15 protein-coding genes are annotated in these 15,342 nt (G+C 36.6%); all 15 read right to left on the minus strand.

The window, feature by feature from the left end:
- Positions 1-5 precede the first annotated feature (5 nt).
- The gene (locus FVB32_RS02625) at positions 6-974 is read right to left on the minus strand and encodes a UDP-glucuronic acid decarboxylase family protein (protein WP_147741031.1); all 969 of its coding nucleotides are present in this window, start codon (positions 972-974) and stop codon (positions 6-8) included.
- Positions 975-984: 10 nt separating this feature from the next.
- Positions 985-2,337, minus strand: coding sequence for a UDP-glucose dehydrogenase family protein (locus FVB32_RS02630; RefSeq protein ID WP_147741032.1), 1,353 nt, complete (start codon positions 2,335-2,337; stop codon positions 985-987).
- A gap of 309 nt (positions 2,338-2,646) precedes the next feature.
- Positions 2,647-3,330: a hypothetical protein gene (locus tag FVB32_RS02635; RefSeq protein WP_147741033.1), complete on the minus strand. Its 684-nt coding sequence runs from the start codon at positions 3,328-3,330 to the stop codon at positions 2,647-2,649.
- A gap of 100 nt (positions 3,331-3,430) precedes the next feature.
- Positions 3,431-4,336: a glycosyltransferase family 2 protein gene (locus tag FVB32_RS02640; RefSeq protein ID WP_147741034.1), complete on the minus strand. Its 906-nt coding sequence runs from the start codon at positions 4,334-4,336 to the stop codon at positions 3,431-3,433.
- A 19-nt stretch (positions 4,337-4,355) separates the two neighbouring features.
- The gene (locus FVB32_RS02645) at positions 4,356-5,831 is read right to left on the minus strand and encodes an O-antigen ligase family protein (RefSeq protein WP_147741035.1); all 1,476 of its coding nucleotides are present in this window, start codon (positions 5,829-5,831) and stop codon (positions 4,356-4,358) included.
- On the minus strand, positions 5,831-7,174 hold the full coding sequence (locus FVB32_RS02650; protein ID WP_147741036.1) for an oligosaccharide flippase family protein: 1,344 nt from the start codon (positions 7,172-7,174) through the stop codon (positions 5,831-5,833). The genes FVB32_RS02645 and FVB32_RS02650 overlap by 1 nt, the downstream gene beginning before the upstream one ends.
- Positions 7,174-9,405: a GumC family protein gene (locus FVB32_RS02655; RefSeq protein ID WP_147741037.1), complete on the minus strand. Its 2,232-nt coding sequence runs from the start codon at positions 9,403-9,405 to the stop codon at positions 7,174-7,176. Before FVB32_RS02655 ends, FVB32_RS02650 begins: the two co-directional genes overlap by 1 nt.
- Before the next feature lie 2 nt (positions 9,406-9,407).
- The gene (locus tag FVB32_RS02660) at positions 9,408-10,145 is read right to left on the minus strand and encodes a TolC family protein (protein WP_147741038.1); all 738 of its coding nucleotides are present in this window, start codon (positions 10,143-10,145) and stop codon (positions 9,408-9,410) included.
- On the minus strand, positions 10,145-11,341 hold the full coding sequence (locus FVB32_RS02665) for a sugar transferase (protein WP_147741039.1): 1,197 nt from the start codon (positions 11,339-11,341) through the stop codon (positions 10,145-10,147). The genes FVB32_RS02660 and FVB32_RS02665 overlap by 1 nt, the downstream gene beginning before the upstream one ends.
- A 5-nt stretch (positions 11,342-11,346) precedes the next feature.
- Positions 11,347-11,712 (minus strand): response regulator transcription factor, encoded by a 366-nt coding sequence (locus FVB32_RS02670; protein ID WP_187269479.1) that lies wholly within the window; start codon positions 11,710-11,712, stop codon positions 11,347-11,349.
- Positions 11,713-11,983: 271 nt separating this feature from the next.
- A complete protein-coding gene (locus FVB32_RS02675) occupies positions 11,984-12,829 on the minus strand; it encodes a glycosyltransferase family 2 protein (protein WP_147741041.1) in 846 nt (281 codons plus the stop codon).
- A gap of 27 nt (positions 12,830-12,856) precedes the next feature.
- Positions 12,857-13,159, minus strand: coding sequence for an STAS domain-containing protein (locus FVB32_RS02680; RefSeq protein WP_147741042.1), 303 nt, complete (start codon positions 13,157-13,159; stop codon positions 12,857-12,859).
- A 108-nt stretch (positions 13,160-13,267) separates the two neighbouring features.
- Positions 13,268-13,978: a LytR/AlgR family response regulator transcription factor gene (locus FVB32_RS02685; protein ID WP_147741043.1), complete on the minus strand. Its 711-nt coding sequence runs from the start codon at positions 13,976-13,978 to the stop codon at positions 13,268-13,270.
- A 1-nt stretch (position 13,979) separates the two neighbouring features.
- Entirely contained in the window at positions 13,980-14,303 is a 324-nt protein-coding gene (locus FVB32_RS02690; protein WP_147741044.1) for an Hpt domain-containing protein, read from the minus strand.
- Positions 14,296-15,285 (minus strand): sensor histidine kinase, encoded by a 990-nt coding sequence (locus FVB32_RS02695; protein ID WP_246139816.1) that lies wholly within the window; start codon positions 15,283-15,285, stop codon positions 14,296-14,298. Before FVB32_RS02695 ends, FVB32_RS02690 begins: the two co-directional genes overlap by 8 nt.
- Between the last annotated feature and the right edge of the window lie 57 nt (positions 15,286-15,342).

The raw sequence follows: 15,342 nt of genomic DNA on the forward strand, positions 1-15,342 counted from the left end.
TATCGTTAGCCCTCTATTAGTTCTTTAATGGATTTCTCCTTTATTAGATTGTCAAAATATTCAATGGTCTTTCCAAGACCCGTTCGTAAATCAACATTAGGTTTCCAATCTTTTAATTTTTCTTGAGCCAATGAGATATCTGGCTTTCGCTGTGTAGGATCATCTGCTGGTAATGGCAGGTGGATTATTCTAGACTTTGACCCAGTTAAATCGATGATATTTTCCGCTAGCTCCAACATGGTAAATTCTCCAGGGTTCCCAATGTTTATAGGGCCTATAAATTCATCTTCTGTCGCCATCATCTTAATCATTCCATCCACTAGATCACTAACGTATTGAAAGCTTCTGGTTTGCATTCCATCTCCAAATATGGTAATGTCCTTACCTTGTAGTGCCTGCATAATAAAGTTGGAAACCACTCTACCATCATCCGGTTCCATTCGAGGTCCATAGGTGTTGAAGATTCTAATAATCTTCACCAAAACGTCGTTGGAATTGTGGTAATTGACAAAAAGCGATTCTGCACATCGTTTGCCCTCATCGTAACATGAACGAATTCCTATAGGGTTTACATGTCCCCAATAGTCTTCTGGCTGCGGATGCATTTCTGGATCTCCGTAGACCTCACTTGTTGAGGCTTGAAGAATCTTGGCATTTATTCTTTTCGCCAATCCCAGCATGTTGATCGCCCCTAAAACAGATGTTTTAATTGTTTTTATGGGATTGTGTTGATAATGCACCGGTGAAGCTGGACAAGCCAAATTATAGATTTCGTCCACCTCCAAAAAATAAGGTAAGGTTACATCATGACGGATTATTTCAAAATATGGGTTATCCATCAAATGAACTATTTTACTTTTTCTGCCTGTGAAATAATTGTCCATACTCACCACTTCATTTCCCTCGTTCAAGAGTCTTTCGCATAAATGAGAGCCAACAAAACCTGCTCCTCCTGTTACCAATATTCGTTTCATAGTATTCTTATTAAATGTTAGCGGTTTCCACTTCAGTATTTTTAACAACATCTCTACCTATGCTGTAGTAGGTAAATCCTTGTTCACTCATTTCCTCTGGATCATAAATATTACGTCCATCAAAAATGGTTTTGTTGTTCATCAATTTTTCAAGAATTCTAAAATTGGGCATTCGAAACTCTGACCATTCCGTAACCACAATCAAGGCATCTGCATCTATAATAGCATCATACTCATCTTTTGCATATTCAATCTTATCCCCTAAAATTCGCTTGGTTTCTTCCATAGCAACAGGATCATAAGCCCTTACCGTGGCGCCAAGTCCTTTCAATTGCTCAATGATCACCAATGATGGTGCTTCTCGCATGTCATCTGTTTTTGGTTTGAATGCCAATCCCCAAAGTCCGAATTGTTTGCCTTTAAGGTTCTTTCCAAAATGGCTCTTGATTTTTTCAACTAAAACAGATTTCTGTCTATAGTTAACACTTTCTACTGCTTTCAATACTTCTAATGAGTGGCCGTATTCATCAGCTGTTCGTACCAAGGCCTGTACGTCTTTTGGAAAACAACTGCCTCCGTATCCTGTGCCAGGGTAAATAAACTTGTTCCCAATTCTGGAATCAGAACCAATACCTTTTCTAACTAAATCCACATTGGCCCCAACCAATTCGCAGAGGTTGGCAATGTCGTTCATAAAACTAATTTTAGTTGCCAGCATTGAGTTTGCGGCATATTTTGTCATCTCTGAAGAGAATATATCCATAAATAAAAGTGGATGTCCGTTCATTAAGAAAGGCTTGTAAAGCCTTTTCATCACCTTTTCAGCGCGCTTGCTTTCTATACCAACAACTATACGGTCTGGCTTTAAGAAATCATCAACGGCACTTCCTTCTTTTAAAAACTCTGGGTTTGAAGCAACATCAAAAGGAATGCGAACATTTCTGCTTGCCAATTCTTCTTCAACAGCTGCTTTTACTTTGTAAGAGGTCCCTACGGGAACAGTACTTTTGGTAATGATTACTTTGTAATCCTCCATGTGTTGGCCTATTTCTCTCGCAACACCCAACACATATTTTAAATCTGCACTACCGTCTTCATCTGGTGGAGTGCCCACTGCGATGAAAATAGCATCACTACTTTTAATTCCTTTTTCCAAACTAGTTGTAAAGGAGATTCTTCCTTTATCTATATTGCGTTCTAAAAGTACATCCAGACCTGGTTCATAGATGGGAACTTCACCATTACGGAGTTTTTCAATTTTTTTCTCATCAATATCCACGCAAACCACATTAATCCCTGTTTCTGCGAAGCATGTACCTGTTACCAAGCCTACATAGCCTGTGCCTATTACTGTTATATTCATAATTTAAAGTGTATTAAAGGTTGATTTTTTCTATTATTTATTACATACCAATCCAAGTCTATTGTCCCGCCCGAATTGGCCCAAGTGACTTTCGATTACAAACTGTATAAACAAAAGAAGAACTACAATTTTTAAAGCCCTAAACATTGTAGTAGGATCAATATTTTTGTAAATATTATCCTACATTTTAATTAAGAAAAGTATTTGTTGTAAAGTGCTGTATTCGTGTTGTCAATACAGGGCAAACCTTTATGAGTGCTGCTTAGCCAGCGTTAAAATACAAGCTGTATCTTCTTTTAAGTGCCATTGCTAATCGAATTCGATATGTAGAAGTTGTTCATCCTCATTAAGCTCAAGGTTTGCCTTATTTCCATAAAATTTTACGATTTCTCCTAAATCTACCATAATAAGTTTCTTTGAGGACATAACCGATTTACCTTCATAAACCTGAGTACTAATCATAAAAGATTTGTCCTCACAATTTTTCAGCGCCCTAGATTCGTAGGTTTTAACATTTTGTTCCCAACTGATTTCGAATGACTCTCCTGTATTGGTATTCTCCAATTCCAACGTATTTATCCTAATCTGCTCACCAATATTCTCGCCATTTTGGTTTTTAATGCCATTTGAAAGGCAATTTGTTTTTCCCACCGTGACGTAGCCATCCTGGTTATTCTCCTTATGTTCGTGTATCACATAATTTCCACACAACAGATTGACAAAGTCTCCTATACTATGAGGAGTGGCATAAATGGTGCCATCACCTTCAAAAACCTGCATAAAGGAAACCACACTTGGACTCTCATTTTTTTTCAAACTATTTTGAGCTAAAAATGTCCCCATTTTTGAAAACACATAGACTTTTCCTTTTTTTTTCAGAACCAGGTTCACAACAGCGCTATCAGATTCCAAAAGCATTGGCAAAAGAATAGAACTTGCAATAATAAATCCGATAATGATCAAAATAGATTTAACCCCTTTCTTCCTAGCCATATCAAAAAAGTTCTGATTAAGCACTAAAAGTAGTGGCTACGGATTTGGTCCATGCATTATTTTGACGAATGGTATGTTTGAGTTTATACTTGGGAAATTTTTAGACAGTTTCCGGCGTATTGAGTGTTGCCTTATGTGTTAAATTCCAAGAAATGGCACGCCAAAATGCCTTTAAGTGTTCAAACTCTCTTTTTGCTATAAACATTAAAGTATTTTTTGGTATGGACACAAAGCTTTGAAACAATAAACTTATAAACAGTTGAAATGGCTTAAAGTTTCTTCTTGCAAAGAGAATCCTGTTTCTTGAAATGTAATAGGTTTTTAAAGGACTAAACTTTCCTGTGGAGACAGATTCTTTATGAAGAATATAGGATTTTGGTTGGTAGTAAATTTTGTATCCTGCCCGTTTTATCATTTCTGCCCAATCATGCTCTTCGTAATACAAAAAATAGATTTCGGTCATCATTCCAACGTTATCCACCACACTTTTCGGGACCATCATCGCTGCTCCATGAATGGATTGTGTTTCACCCGCCCTGTCAAAGTCACCATCATCTTTTTGATGATACCCTATACTGTTGTTTCGTATGGTCCAATGGCTCATGGGCGTATATCCGGCATATTGTATTAAGGTGGGGTCCCAATGAAATTTAATTTTTGGGCTCACCATACCAATGGTTTTATCTTTTTGCAGTGTTTCTACAAGTGGTTCTATAAAATCTTGAGGAACTATAGTGTCATTATTTATAAAAAGCAGGTAATCTCCTTTAGCCTGTTTTACTCCTAAATTATTACCTCCGGCAAAGCCCAAATTTTCCTCGCTTTTTATGAGAACAACCTCAGGATATTTCTCTTTTATGATCTCTGGATTGTCATTAGGGGAAGCATTGTCCACAACAATTATTTCATAATTGGGATAGGACAACTTTCTTATCGATTCCAATAAATCTAAAGTAACTTCCGATTCGTTGTAATTAATTGTTATTATCGATACAAGTGATTTCATAGTTGGTTTGTGATATTGTTTAGGAAGCGATTTCTAACTGTAGTTTCGCCTCTTTTTCTTCCATTATTTTTTTGTCCAATTTTGGAGCGATAAACATGAATACCATTCCGGCATACATCAATATACATGTTGGAAATTGCCCGAATATTCCATTTCCGTAAGAAGCGGCCATAATACCGAACATACCGCATACCAGAGCTGCAATTTGTCCTTTTAGCCAGCCATCCCGTATTTTATACATAACATTATATGCCCCGGTAATCAGCACAAAAAAGAGAATGAACAAATGAAGGTATAGACCAACGATTCCAGTATCTGCCCAAACAGCAACAAACCAGCTGTCCGTTGCCGTATTAGCCAAAAAGGTATTGGGTGAAAAACGCTTCCCCCAGTTTCCGGTAGAACCGATGCCGCCGCCAAATGGCCTGGAAGCCAGGTATCCTTTTAATTTGGCTTGATTTTCAAATCGTACTTGCAAAGAAGCATCGTTAGGATCAAAAGCAGTTCGCATTCTTCGTATCTGATCGTTATCATTGCCTATGGTGGTATACTTGAAAAAAACGAAAATACTGATTCCGGCAAGGACACCCAGTATAATACTTGGCATATGTTTTCTAATGATTATAAACATCATCCCGCCTGCTGCAGGTACGGCAATTGCTCCACGGGTTCCAGAAATCATCATTCCTAAAAGCCCTGCTAAACAGACAATAGCGCAAAAAATCTGAAATTTTCTATTCTTTGCAAAAAGTGCCAATACTCCAAAAACCACTCCCGCATGACCTTGGGCGGCACCAAATTGCCCAGCATCTGAATAAAAGGAGAATATTCTAAGTTTTCCAAACAGTATATGGGTCACATCTCCTCCAGCATCCAACCATGCTTGTTCAAAAGGGTCTACACCAAAAATTAATTGTTGCATTCCTTTTGCGGTAGCCAATAATGACAATACTCCCCAAATAACAAAGAACAATCTAAGGTCTTTTGGCTTGTTGAACAGAATAAATACCAAGGGAATAAATAGCCACATATAAAGAGACAATCCCCTCATGGCGTAGAACCAAGCCGCAATGCTTACCGCTTCTGGGTTTACAATTTGAAATATGGCATAGCCAAACCATACGGAAGACAAAATAGTAAGCTGTGAAGCCGCCCTGTTCCAAGGAACTTTAATTCGAAACGCTTTAAAAAATAACGCCAGGTACATCAATACCATTATTCCATCCATAAGCAATCCCCAGGTCATTGGAATATATCTTCCTATACCCAATACAAAAAAATTGAAAATTAGTACCGTAATCACCCCAATTCTAGGGTTTACAAAAAGTGCTCCCAAGTAAATAATGGCAAAAGGAATCACCATAATACCTATACCAGCAACCAAGCCTTTGGTGGCGGTAAGATGTGCTGTTGTCAGCACCACCGATAAAAGCACCAAAATGGGAAGCGGCTTTTTTAAATAATCTGATCCATGAGTACTTTCAAAAGGATTCATTAGCCCAAATGTGTTTTAAGGTTTTTAAGAAAAAGAACACTTTCTAAAACTATCTGTTTGCTTTGAATTTGGATTTCTTTTTTAAGAAAATAGAATCCAAGGAAAATCCCCATCAATGTAAATAATACGGTACCTACAGCAACAGCCACCAAGCTTTGGAACACAAATACTGCCAATACATTAAGAATAATATTTGCCGAGGTCATCACCAACACTTTATAAAGGTTGAGTTTTGGCCTATTAATGCTATCCAACAATACCCCTGTAAAACGATCAATGGGCAATAACATGATATAAACCGTGAATACCCTAAAGATTAATGTTAGTAATGGAAGTGAGTCCAAGTATTCATTACCCCCTAAGAAAAGGACCAGGTATTCTGCAAAAACAAAACTTACCATGGCTACCGGAAAAAATAGAAGTGTAATAATTCCAACGTAGGAATAAAAAATCTTCTTTACCCCACTTAAATCTCCTTCTATGGATTTTTTCGACATTCTTGGATATGCGGTCATAGCAAAGCTATGCAAGGGTATTCCCAGGAGATCAGTTAGTTTTAAGGGTATGGCATACATAGCAATTCCTGCTGATCCCAAAATGGGACTCATTCCAATAATAAAAGTATCTGAGCTTTTTAAAAGGCTAGAGCTTATTAAGGTTCCCATAGAGTATTTGCCAAAATTGATCAGTTCTTTTTGGATTGTTTTTTTAGCATGTCTTAAGTAAAAAAAGCCATCCCAGCTTTTAAGTGTGCACCAAATTCCTGAAACAGCATTAACTGCAATATTTACCCAAATAATTTCAACAAGACCTAGGTGCAACCACCATTGATTCAACAAAAGGAACAAACAGAAGAGGCCCACATTGGAAATCCTAACTACCATCATACGTTTAAAATTCTGTTCTGCTTGAAAAAGTGACATGGCATTGTTCCAACTTAAATTGGAAAACGCCAAAAATGGGTAGTAAAACAAGAACAACCTATATCCGTTGTTAATCTCTAGATTGAAAATAAGCAGAGCCACATGGGCTCCCCAACACAACACTGTCAATATTCCCAAGAGCTTAAGATTGATTCTAAATGTAGAACCCAAAATATTTTTTTGCTTTTGATTATCAGCTCCAGACAATAGACGTACCGAAGATGTACGGGTGAGTCCAAAACGTAAGAGGTCCACAAAAGTGGCCAAAGTGATAAACAGCACCCATTCACCAAATAATTCCTTGCTCAGCTGCCTTGTTAATAACATAAAACTCAATAATCCCAAAAAGGCAACACTTACGTTTGCCATTAAGGAAGAGAGGTTCTTTTCTTTGCCAATATTTTTAATTTTTCCCAACATTATGCAACGGAATCTTTGGTGAAAAATTTAAACTGTACTATTTTTTTAATCCAAGTTCGGATTAAGGATCTTTTCTTAGGAAGGTCGCCAACTACAGTTTCCATTTCCAGAATTTTTACGCCATTTAAAATAATACTAGGCTCTGGTCCTGTAGTAGCTTCATTAAAAAGTTCCAAAGCATTTTTATCGGCTTCACCCCATGCCCTATTTGCCCTCGTAACCAAGAAGGTATAGTCCATCGTTGAAGCTAATTTTACTGGAAATGGGTTTTTAATAATGCTCGGGATTTCAAGAATCACAAAGTCAAATCGGTTGAAATCTGTAATAGTATTTTCCTCATCAAACTCTTGAACAGTTGAAATGGTATAGAGCTTATCGCTCACCTTGTAGATTATTTTATGGTAACAATCCCCTTTCAATCCTAAATCTTCTTCATCATAAGTAACGTGCAGAATATTGTAGTCCAGCTCGCATAATTTGGCGATCAAATGTTTGCAGATAAAAGTTTTCCCTTCATTTTCCTGGGTAGAAAAAAGCATGTTCACTACGGGTACGTTTTCTTTCGCCTTCTTATACTGATTGAGAATCACATTTCTAGAAATGGCATTTGCAGCTTTGTTTTTGAGGTAGCAGTAATCAATTTTTTTGTTCTTTTCGTTAATTATAGGGAAAATTGAAGACACTTTCATCTCAATTTTATCTTCCGCCCTTTTTGCAGTATTTATATTTCCGTCTAGCAATTCCAGAAGTAAAATGGTAGCAGCCACTAAAACAAAGCCAACCATTCCTGCTACAATGACCAAAAGCATACGTTTACTCGGCTTTGGGCTAATGGGATAAAATGGAACCTCGGTCAATTTAATGTTAGATTTTAACTCCACATTCTGCTGCCTTAATTTGGCCAATCCAAGACTATGCAGTAAGCTCAGATACTCTCGTTCAGCGATGTCTATTTTTCTTTCCAATCGTTTCATGGTAGCTCCCAGAGGTGAAAATTCTTGATACAAATCTTCAAACTCTAAACGTTTTTGCTCCATTACTTTCAATTGTGCATTGTATCCTTCATATTCAATGGTGTTCTGCAACCAATCTGTTAATACACTTGTAGATGCAATGCTCTTGGTATCAAAATCCGTAGTATACAGCGTATCAATATGGGATGCCAGCCTATTCTCTAGTGTCGCTATCCTTTGCATTTTCTTAGAGACTTCTTTTGCGTCTTTTTCATGCTTGGCGGAATCTTTTTCCATCCCCAACGTCTTCATTGAAACTTCAAAATTCAATGTTGAAAGTTCCTTTCTAAGCTCCATGATGCTTTGACTGGAAATCCGCTTTCTTTCATGGGTTTTCAACTTGGATTCTAAAACGGTAAGTACCGCTTTTGCTGCATGATACTTTCTTTGTACTTCAAAATATTTAATTTCAAACTCCTCTTTTTCTGCAGCTATATGTTTGGTCTGTTCATAGTAATTGATAATGTTATTGGCCCTGTTGAAGTCTAAAAGTTCATCTTCCGCCCCTCTTAAATCTTTGGTTGATTTTCCCAACTGTCCTTCAAAATATTTTACTACTGCATCTGATTGGTTTACTTTGATGTCTGCATTCAACTGAACAAAAACCTCGCATAAAATCAGTAAGGTGTTCTGACAAATTGCGGCATCTTCAGACTCAAAATCAATATCTACAAAATCACTATTGGAAATTCTTCTTATCCCTACTTTGCCGGAAATCTTTTCAATACTATAATCTGGGTGGTCTAAATTGATCAGCTGGTAGATATAGTTTGTATGGTTGGATTCTTTTAATGCTATAAAATTCTCATAGGTTTTTTCTAGATCTCCTTTTACCACTAATTTTTTTACCTCATCTGGAACATCTTCCATCAAGTTTTGATATTTTTTTGATGAAATCACCTTAATGTCGGCACTGTCCAAAACCATATGTTGGGTAAACAATTTTAACCCTACAATTTCCATAGTTGTTCTGGCCTTAATGAGATTTAAGAGGTTGTCATAAGCCGTATTGGTTGCCCTAAAATCAATTTTGGTATTTTCCAATTCTATATTAGAGCCTGTAGCGATACCTGTATAGATTCGAGCCTTGGAATTGTACACTTTTGGTTCTCCTATGGTCATAAAAAATACCAGCGACGCCAAGATTATTGGCATTGCTATTAGCAAACCAATATGCCTTAGTAAAAGACGAACAAAAAATAACAGATTAAACTTCATTCTTAAATATTCAAATCAGCTCCAATAATGCTTTCTAAAGCCATTACGGAAGAAATAAATTCTGAGCGTTGTAACTCAAAATTCATGGTTGCTTGGTTCATCATTTGTTGCAAACGGGTATACTCAGTCACATTGATTACGCCGTTGGCGAAATCTTTTTCTGCCCGTATGGACTGCACTCTAAAATTGTCCACAATGGAACCTGATATAAAAAATAGTCGATGGGTCTTGAGCAAATCGTTGTACAGTTCAACAACTTTTTGCTCTAGTTCAACTTCAGCTACTTGAGTTTCGAAACGCGCTTTTTCTGCTTCACCTTTTGCGCTTTTTATTTTTGCTCTACGGTTAATAATGGCAGATAGTGGCAATCGTAGTGAAACACCAACATTGTATCTGCTTTGCTCTGTAGAAAAGAGGGTCTGACTTCCTGGATCACCTGCAATTTGGGCGTTGCTCAGATTATCGAAAATGCCATAATTATAGCCTGCTTCTAAATTTATATATTCTAACCAGGCCCGTTGTTCATCAGAAACAACACCATCTCTATATTGCTGTTCGGAAATGGTCACTTTTATAAATGGCGAATATTCTTTGGCCATATAAATAAGTGTATCAATGGGTGGTAATTTTTTGCTGATATCATTTTCCTTCAGTCCTTTTTCAATAAAATCATTGATAGACTGACCGGCAGCAGTTTGTAGTACTAAAAAAATCAATAAAATGCCCCAATTTTTTCTCATTATACATTCTCTTTTTGAAAAACTGCTTTGAATGTTCTAAGTACAATCCACATATCAATCAAAAAAGCATATTTACTATTAGCATATTCTACATATTTAATGTCCAGTATTTTTCTTTCTTCGGGAGACATTTTTGAGCTTCTACCTCTCGCCTCTACTTGCCATAAACCTGTAATCCCTGCCGGTCCATTAAATCTATCTGTCCATTCATCTGTGGTTAACACTTCCGCTTCATATAGCGGCAATGGCCTATTCCCTACAATGGACATATCTCCTTTGAGTACATTAATTAATTGTGGGAGTTCATCAATGCTCAACTTTCTAATGATCTTGCCAACTTTAGTAATTCTAGGGTCGTTATCGAACTTCACAAAAGCGCTCTTTGCACTTTCTTTTCGTATGTTGTTGTGAAGGTTTTCATCTACCTCCGTATCATCTCCAAAGAGAACTGTTCCTTGAGGTTTACTAGCTGTTGATTCGGTGTTTTCGGTGTTAGAATCATCTATATCCTCATGAGCATATTGATTCAAATGCTGAAATTCTTTTAAGCGCTTATCCGCATCGGGATACATAGAACGTAGCTTGTAGAAGTCAAAAATTTTGTATCCTGTTCCTACCCTTTTGGAAATGTAGTAGACTTTTCCTTTTGATTCTAGCCGGATAGCGATGATAAATAACAATAAAAATGGAGCTGCACAAAGTAAAGCTAAACCCGCTACTGCAAGGTCAAAGCTTCGTTTCCAAAACCCTATTTTATATTCTTTGATTGCTCCTTGAGGGGGTACAATTTTTTCCTTTTTCAGATTCGCTTTAAGCTCTTTTAAAAAATGAACTCTATCTAAAATATTTGCTGTGGATAGCGGTTGAACATAAAAGTCATCTATACCATTTTTCACCGCTTCAGATAGGTCGTTTTTATTCCGATCTTTAGCCACCAAAATGAATGGAATTGTATTCTTATTTGCAAATCGCTCCTGTACAATTTTATGGAATTCAATACCTGTTTGGCCTGGAATCTGTTTTTCACATAAAATGGCATCCACATGCTGATTCTCATTCAGCCATTTAATGGCCAATAAGGCATTCTTTGCTACTTGGAAATCGACCTTTTCCGAGCAGCTGAGAAACTGACCCACTACTTTTTGGTCTGTTCCCACGTAAAGAAGACACAGCTTTTTGTCTGATATAACTTCCATGTTTGTTATGCTCGTATGAGTAATTTTTCTACACGGATTAAAAGTTCTTCTGGATTAAAAGGCTTTACCAAGTAGTCATCCGCTCCCAATTTCAAGCACTGAATTCGGTCAGAACTACTATCTCTACAGCTTAAGACTATAATAGGAATGTTTGAAAAATAACCGCTTTCCTTCACTTTTTGGATTAATTCAAATCCATCCATATTTGGCATTTCCAAATCCGTAATGATTAAATCGGGAATATTTCCTTCTTGCATCCAACTTAACGCTGCCAAACCATCTTCCATGGTGGTTACATTATAAGATTGGCCTAAAAACTGAGATACCAGTTCACTTAAGGATTGTTTGTCATCAACAACTAAAATTTTCATAATATCTAGTTTAATTAATTGTAATACTTAACTTCATGGAAAAGTAGGATAAATATTACTTAAGAATAATTCTATGTTGTAAAACCAAGGCAGTATGTTGTAAGCTGTGTTATATTGGAGGTTACACTCTCCACCTTCCAATCAGTGGGGACTAGAGACATATTTGGAGTGGATTAGCACCATGGGTTACGGCTTCTGATCTATTTTTATAAAACTGTAGAAAATTTTGGCTTTTTTAGAAAAAAGAATAAGAAAAATTAGTCCGATAAATCTATCTCAATGGTTTGACCAATTCCAATTTTCTGTATGTTTCCTCCAAGGTCTTTTGAGCTGGTAAAAATCTTTCGTTGCAGAAGGGAAAGGGCTTTCCGGGTTCTCTTTTTGGTGGTAAGGCCGTATACACATCAACTGGAATGTATTTAAATTTCCCAAGGTTATACAAATGTATGGCCAACATTCCATCATCACATCCTGAAACCGCCCTTAGGTCAACATCATACCCAATTGGGAGAAGAGTTTCTCTGCGAATTGCCATGCAAACTGCTCTAATGTGTTTGATTTTTGTGGTGAAATTTTGTGATAGCTTCCATCTAAAATAAACAGTCTTCAGTGTATTCCTGAACCTCATTTTTGAGGAAAGACGGAAATCTTCTTCATAACTTTTTGACACGGAATAGCAAAGCACCAATTCCTTGTCAACAAAAAATGGAAGAGCCATTTTATCTATGTAGTATGGATCATAAATAGAATCTGGATCCATGGTACATACAATTTGCCCCTTGGCTTCTTCCAATCCTTTCTGTCTTGCGTATGTTATTCCCTGTAAGGGTTGGCTTGTTACTCTTGCACCCAATTCATTCAATATGGATAGGCTCTCATCGTCCGCATTATTCTCCACAAAAATGACTTCATAAGGAATAATGGTCTTAAGGTTAGCTAATGACATCATATGTGCCACCAAAGTTTCCTTAGCTCTATATATAGGTATTACAAGGCTAACAACCGGTTTTTGTACTGCATCCAACAACTCAAAATATGTGGTCAACCTATTAAAGTCAGAATCATTTAGGTTCTTCGGAGTCACCCCAAAATAGGGTTGATAGGCAGTAACATTCATTTTATATGATTTTGGAAATCTTGTTTATCAAATGCAATCTGGACTAAGGATATAGTTTGTTTTGGTGGTATTCATAATTTCTGTAATGCACTCATTTTGTCTTCCAATTAATGAAATGACCTTGTTTTGTTTTACAGATTTTTGATACAATTTTTCGAAGAAATGTGCTGCTGCAGAATCCAACATGGTAACCTTTTCCAAGCTCACCACAAAATTTTCATTTTTCTCCAGTATGGAATCAAAGTAGGAATTCAATGCACTAATATGCTGGGTAGATACTTTTCCTAAAATTTCAAAAATTCCATGGTTCTCCCTTATTTCCAATGACATATGCTAAAAAGATTTAATTACTGAGTTCTCAATCCATCTAACATTTTCAAAAAGTGTCTATCTAATTAACGTGAAAGATGATAAATATTGTAATATTTTTCTTTCTTTTTATAAAAGGTTCAATCGTTGCATTAACTCAGGTCGATTTGATCTGCTTATTGGAATTACATTGCGCTCTATTAAAACGCTATTGTCCTGTATATCTATAATTTGTGTAAAATTGATGATGAATGAGCGGTGAATTTGAAGGAATCTTGATTCTGGCAATTTCTCCTTTATTTTCTTCAATGTTGAGTGCACACGATATCGCTTTTGCTGTGTTTGGATCTCTATATAATCTCCTTGAGCCTCTATTAATTGAATCTCCCCGAATTTAAGTTTTATCAACCGTCTATCAATATTGATGTATAGGTCTTCATCCTCCGTTTGAGCTATACTATTTTCCACATGTTCAAGTTTGCTTGTTTGAAAAGCGCGCTCCAATCTTGCCTTGCATGTTTGAAAGCGTTCTGCCGTTATAGGTTTTACTAGATAGTCTATAACAAAATCATATCCATAAGCTTCAATGGCAAAGTTCTTGTCTGAAGTGGTCAGAACAATTTTTGGGGGATCCTTGGCTGTCTCAATAAAATCTACACCTGTGAATTTGGGCATATGGATATCCAAGAAAATCAGATCAACCTGGGTGTGCTTTAAAAACTTAAGTGCCTCCAGTGCATTGGGAAATTCTGCCACCACCTCCAAATCTGGAATGGTTTTACATAGTTCTAGCACGATTGCTCGTGCGCTTACCTCATCATCTACAATAATACACCTCATTTTAAGCTATTTTTAAAATAAATTCTTCAACAGATTGTAATATTTGGTAAAACTCCTCTTTGAGTTTAGTGTCTCCATGCTTAAGATCTTCTTCGTACTTAACAGCGAGTTTGTACCCACCAGTAAGCCCCAGAATACCAAGTTTGTGTTTTATCTTGTGAACAATCTTTGCCGATTCTTCTAAATCGGAACGCTCCAAATTTTCAATATAATCGCTCTTCTCTTTGGGAAATTCTGTTTGAATAATGGTCAAGAATTTCTTTTCAAAATCTTCATTGCCTCCAGAGATTTCCTTTATATAGTCTAGGTTTGGTTGCTCAGTCATTTGGGTTATTTTTTATTGTAAAAAAGAAGGTGGTTCCCATGCCTTCCGAAGAAGAGAGCCAGATATCCCCTTTGTAATAATTCACTATTTTCTTTACCAGTGCAAGACCTATTCCGGTGGCACTGGAGTTGTTCTCCAATTTTTTGAACATTCCAAAAATGCCGGTCTGCAAATGCTTGGGAATACCTTTTCCATTATCCGTAATACTGAATAGCCATCCATCTTTTTCTTCTTTAACATCAATCATGATATGACCATCTTTTTTATCCTCTGTGGCGGTAATTGCATTGGTAATCAAATTTTTGAATAATTGTTCTATTCGATATTTTCCGGTATATAATTTTGGTAGATTTTTACTCCTTTTTATGGTTATATTTTCGGGAATAAATACCGTACGTTCTATTTCCTCAATCAATAGATTGACATCCACCATCACTGCATTTTCTTGTATGGAATCTATTGTTGAGTGCCTTAAAATCCCATCAATCAAACTGTCCATTTTAGAAAGGTTTTGAAAAATAAGCTGTACATTTTCCTTGCTTTGTTCTTTACATCCATCACGGCCATCTTCAAAAACCCAACTTACCAATGAGTGAACATTACGTATTGGGGATTTTAAATCGTGGGAAACCATATGGGCATAATTGTTCAAAGATTCATTCTGCTGTTCCAGATTTCTTAGCAGCATATCTTTTTCAGCTGTAATTTTTACCAGTTTATGGGCTTGCTTTTCGATATCCTGCACCAACTTCTGTGGATTGAAATCCTTGTTGTTGATGCGATCACTTGTTTTGTGCTGCATGGAAGCGACAGCTTTACTCAATGCTTCTAGCACTTTACGTTGGTTTTCGGCTTCCTTGTTTAAACGTTGATTGGCTAAATACAATTCTTCCGAACTTAAAGACGTTGCCCTTTGTATCATTTTCAGTTTTCCATCAAAATCTGAATATGATTTACTAACGGATTCGAAGAACCTTTCCATTTCAGGATGTTCGGTCAATTCCTTGGGTAAAAATTTCTTTATTTGTCTTTTAAGCAG

This window comes from Flagellimonas hymeniacidonis (assembly GCF_008040165.1).
Classification (GTDB): Bacteria; Bacteroidota; Bacteroidia; order Flavobacteriales; family Flavobacteriaceae; genus Flagellimonas; species Flagellimonas hymeniacidonis.

Coding starts and splice junctions, on each gene's coding strand:
- FVB32_RS02675 (WP_147741041.1), bottom strand. CDS start 12,829: ATGAATGTTACTGCCTATCAACCCTATTTTGGGGTGACTCCGAAGAAC.
- FVB32_RS02640 (WP_147741034.1), bottom strand. CDS start 4,336: ATGAAATCACTTGTATCGATAATAACAATTAATTACAACGAATCGGAA.
- FVB32_RS02685 (WP_147741043.1), bottom strand. CDS start 13,978: ATGAGGTGTATTATTGTAGATGATGAGGTAAGCGCACGAGCAATCGTG.
- FVB32_RS02625 (WP_147741031.1), bottom strand. CDS start 974: ATGAAACGAATATTGGTAACAGGAGGAGCAGGTTTTGTTGGCTCTCAT.
- FVB32_RS02665 (WP_147741039.1), bottom strand. CDS start 11,341: ATGGAAGTTATATCAGACAAAAAGCTGTGTCTTCTTTACGTGGGAACA.
- FVB32_RS02695 (WP_246139816.1), bottom strand. CDS start 15,285: ATGGAAAGGTTCTTCGAATCCGTTAGTAAATCATATTCAGATTTTGAT.
- FVB32_RS02645 (WP_147741035.1), bottom strand. CDS start 5,831: ATGAATCCTTTTGAAAGTACTCATGGATCAGATTATTTAAAAAAGCCG.
- FVB32_RS02655 (WP_147741037.1), bottom strand. CDS start 9,405: ATGAAGTTTAATCTGTTATTTTTTGTTCGTCTTTTACTAAGGCATATT.
- FVB32_RS02630 (WP_147741032.1), bottom strand. CDS start 2,337: ATGAATATAACAGTAATAGGCACAGGCTATGTAGGCTTGGTAACAGGT.
- FVB32_RS02690 (WP_147741044.1), bottom strand. CDS start 14,303: ATGACTGAGCAACCAAACCTAGACTATATAAAGGAAATCTCTGGAGGC.
- FVB32_RS02670 (WP_187269479.1), bottom strand. CDS start 11,712: ATGAAAATTTTAGTTGTTGATGACAAACAATCCTTAAGTGAACTGGTA.
- FVB32_RS02660 (WP_147741038.1), bottom strand. CDS start 10,145: ATGAGAAAAAATTGGGGCATTTTATTGATTTTTTTAGTACTACAAACT.
- FVB32_RS02635 (WP_147741033.1), bottom strand. CDS start 3,330: ATGGCTAGGAAGAAAGGGGTTAAATCTATTTTGATCATTATCGGATTT.
- FVB32_RS02680 (WP_147741042.1), bottom strand. CDS start 13,159: ATGTCATTGGAAATAAGGGAGAACCATGGAATTTTTGAAATTTTAGGA.
- FVB32_RS02650 (WP_147741036.1), bottom strand. CDS start 7,174: ATGTTGGGAAAAATTAAAAATATTGGCAAAGAAAAGAACCTCTCTTCC.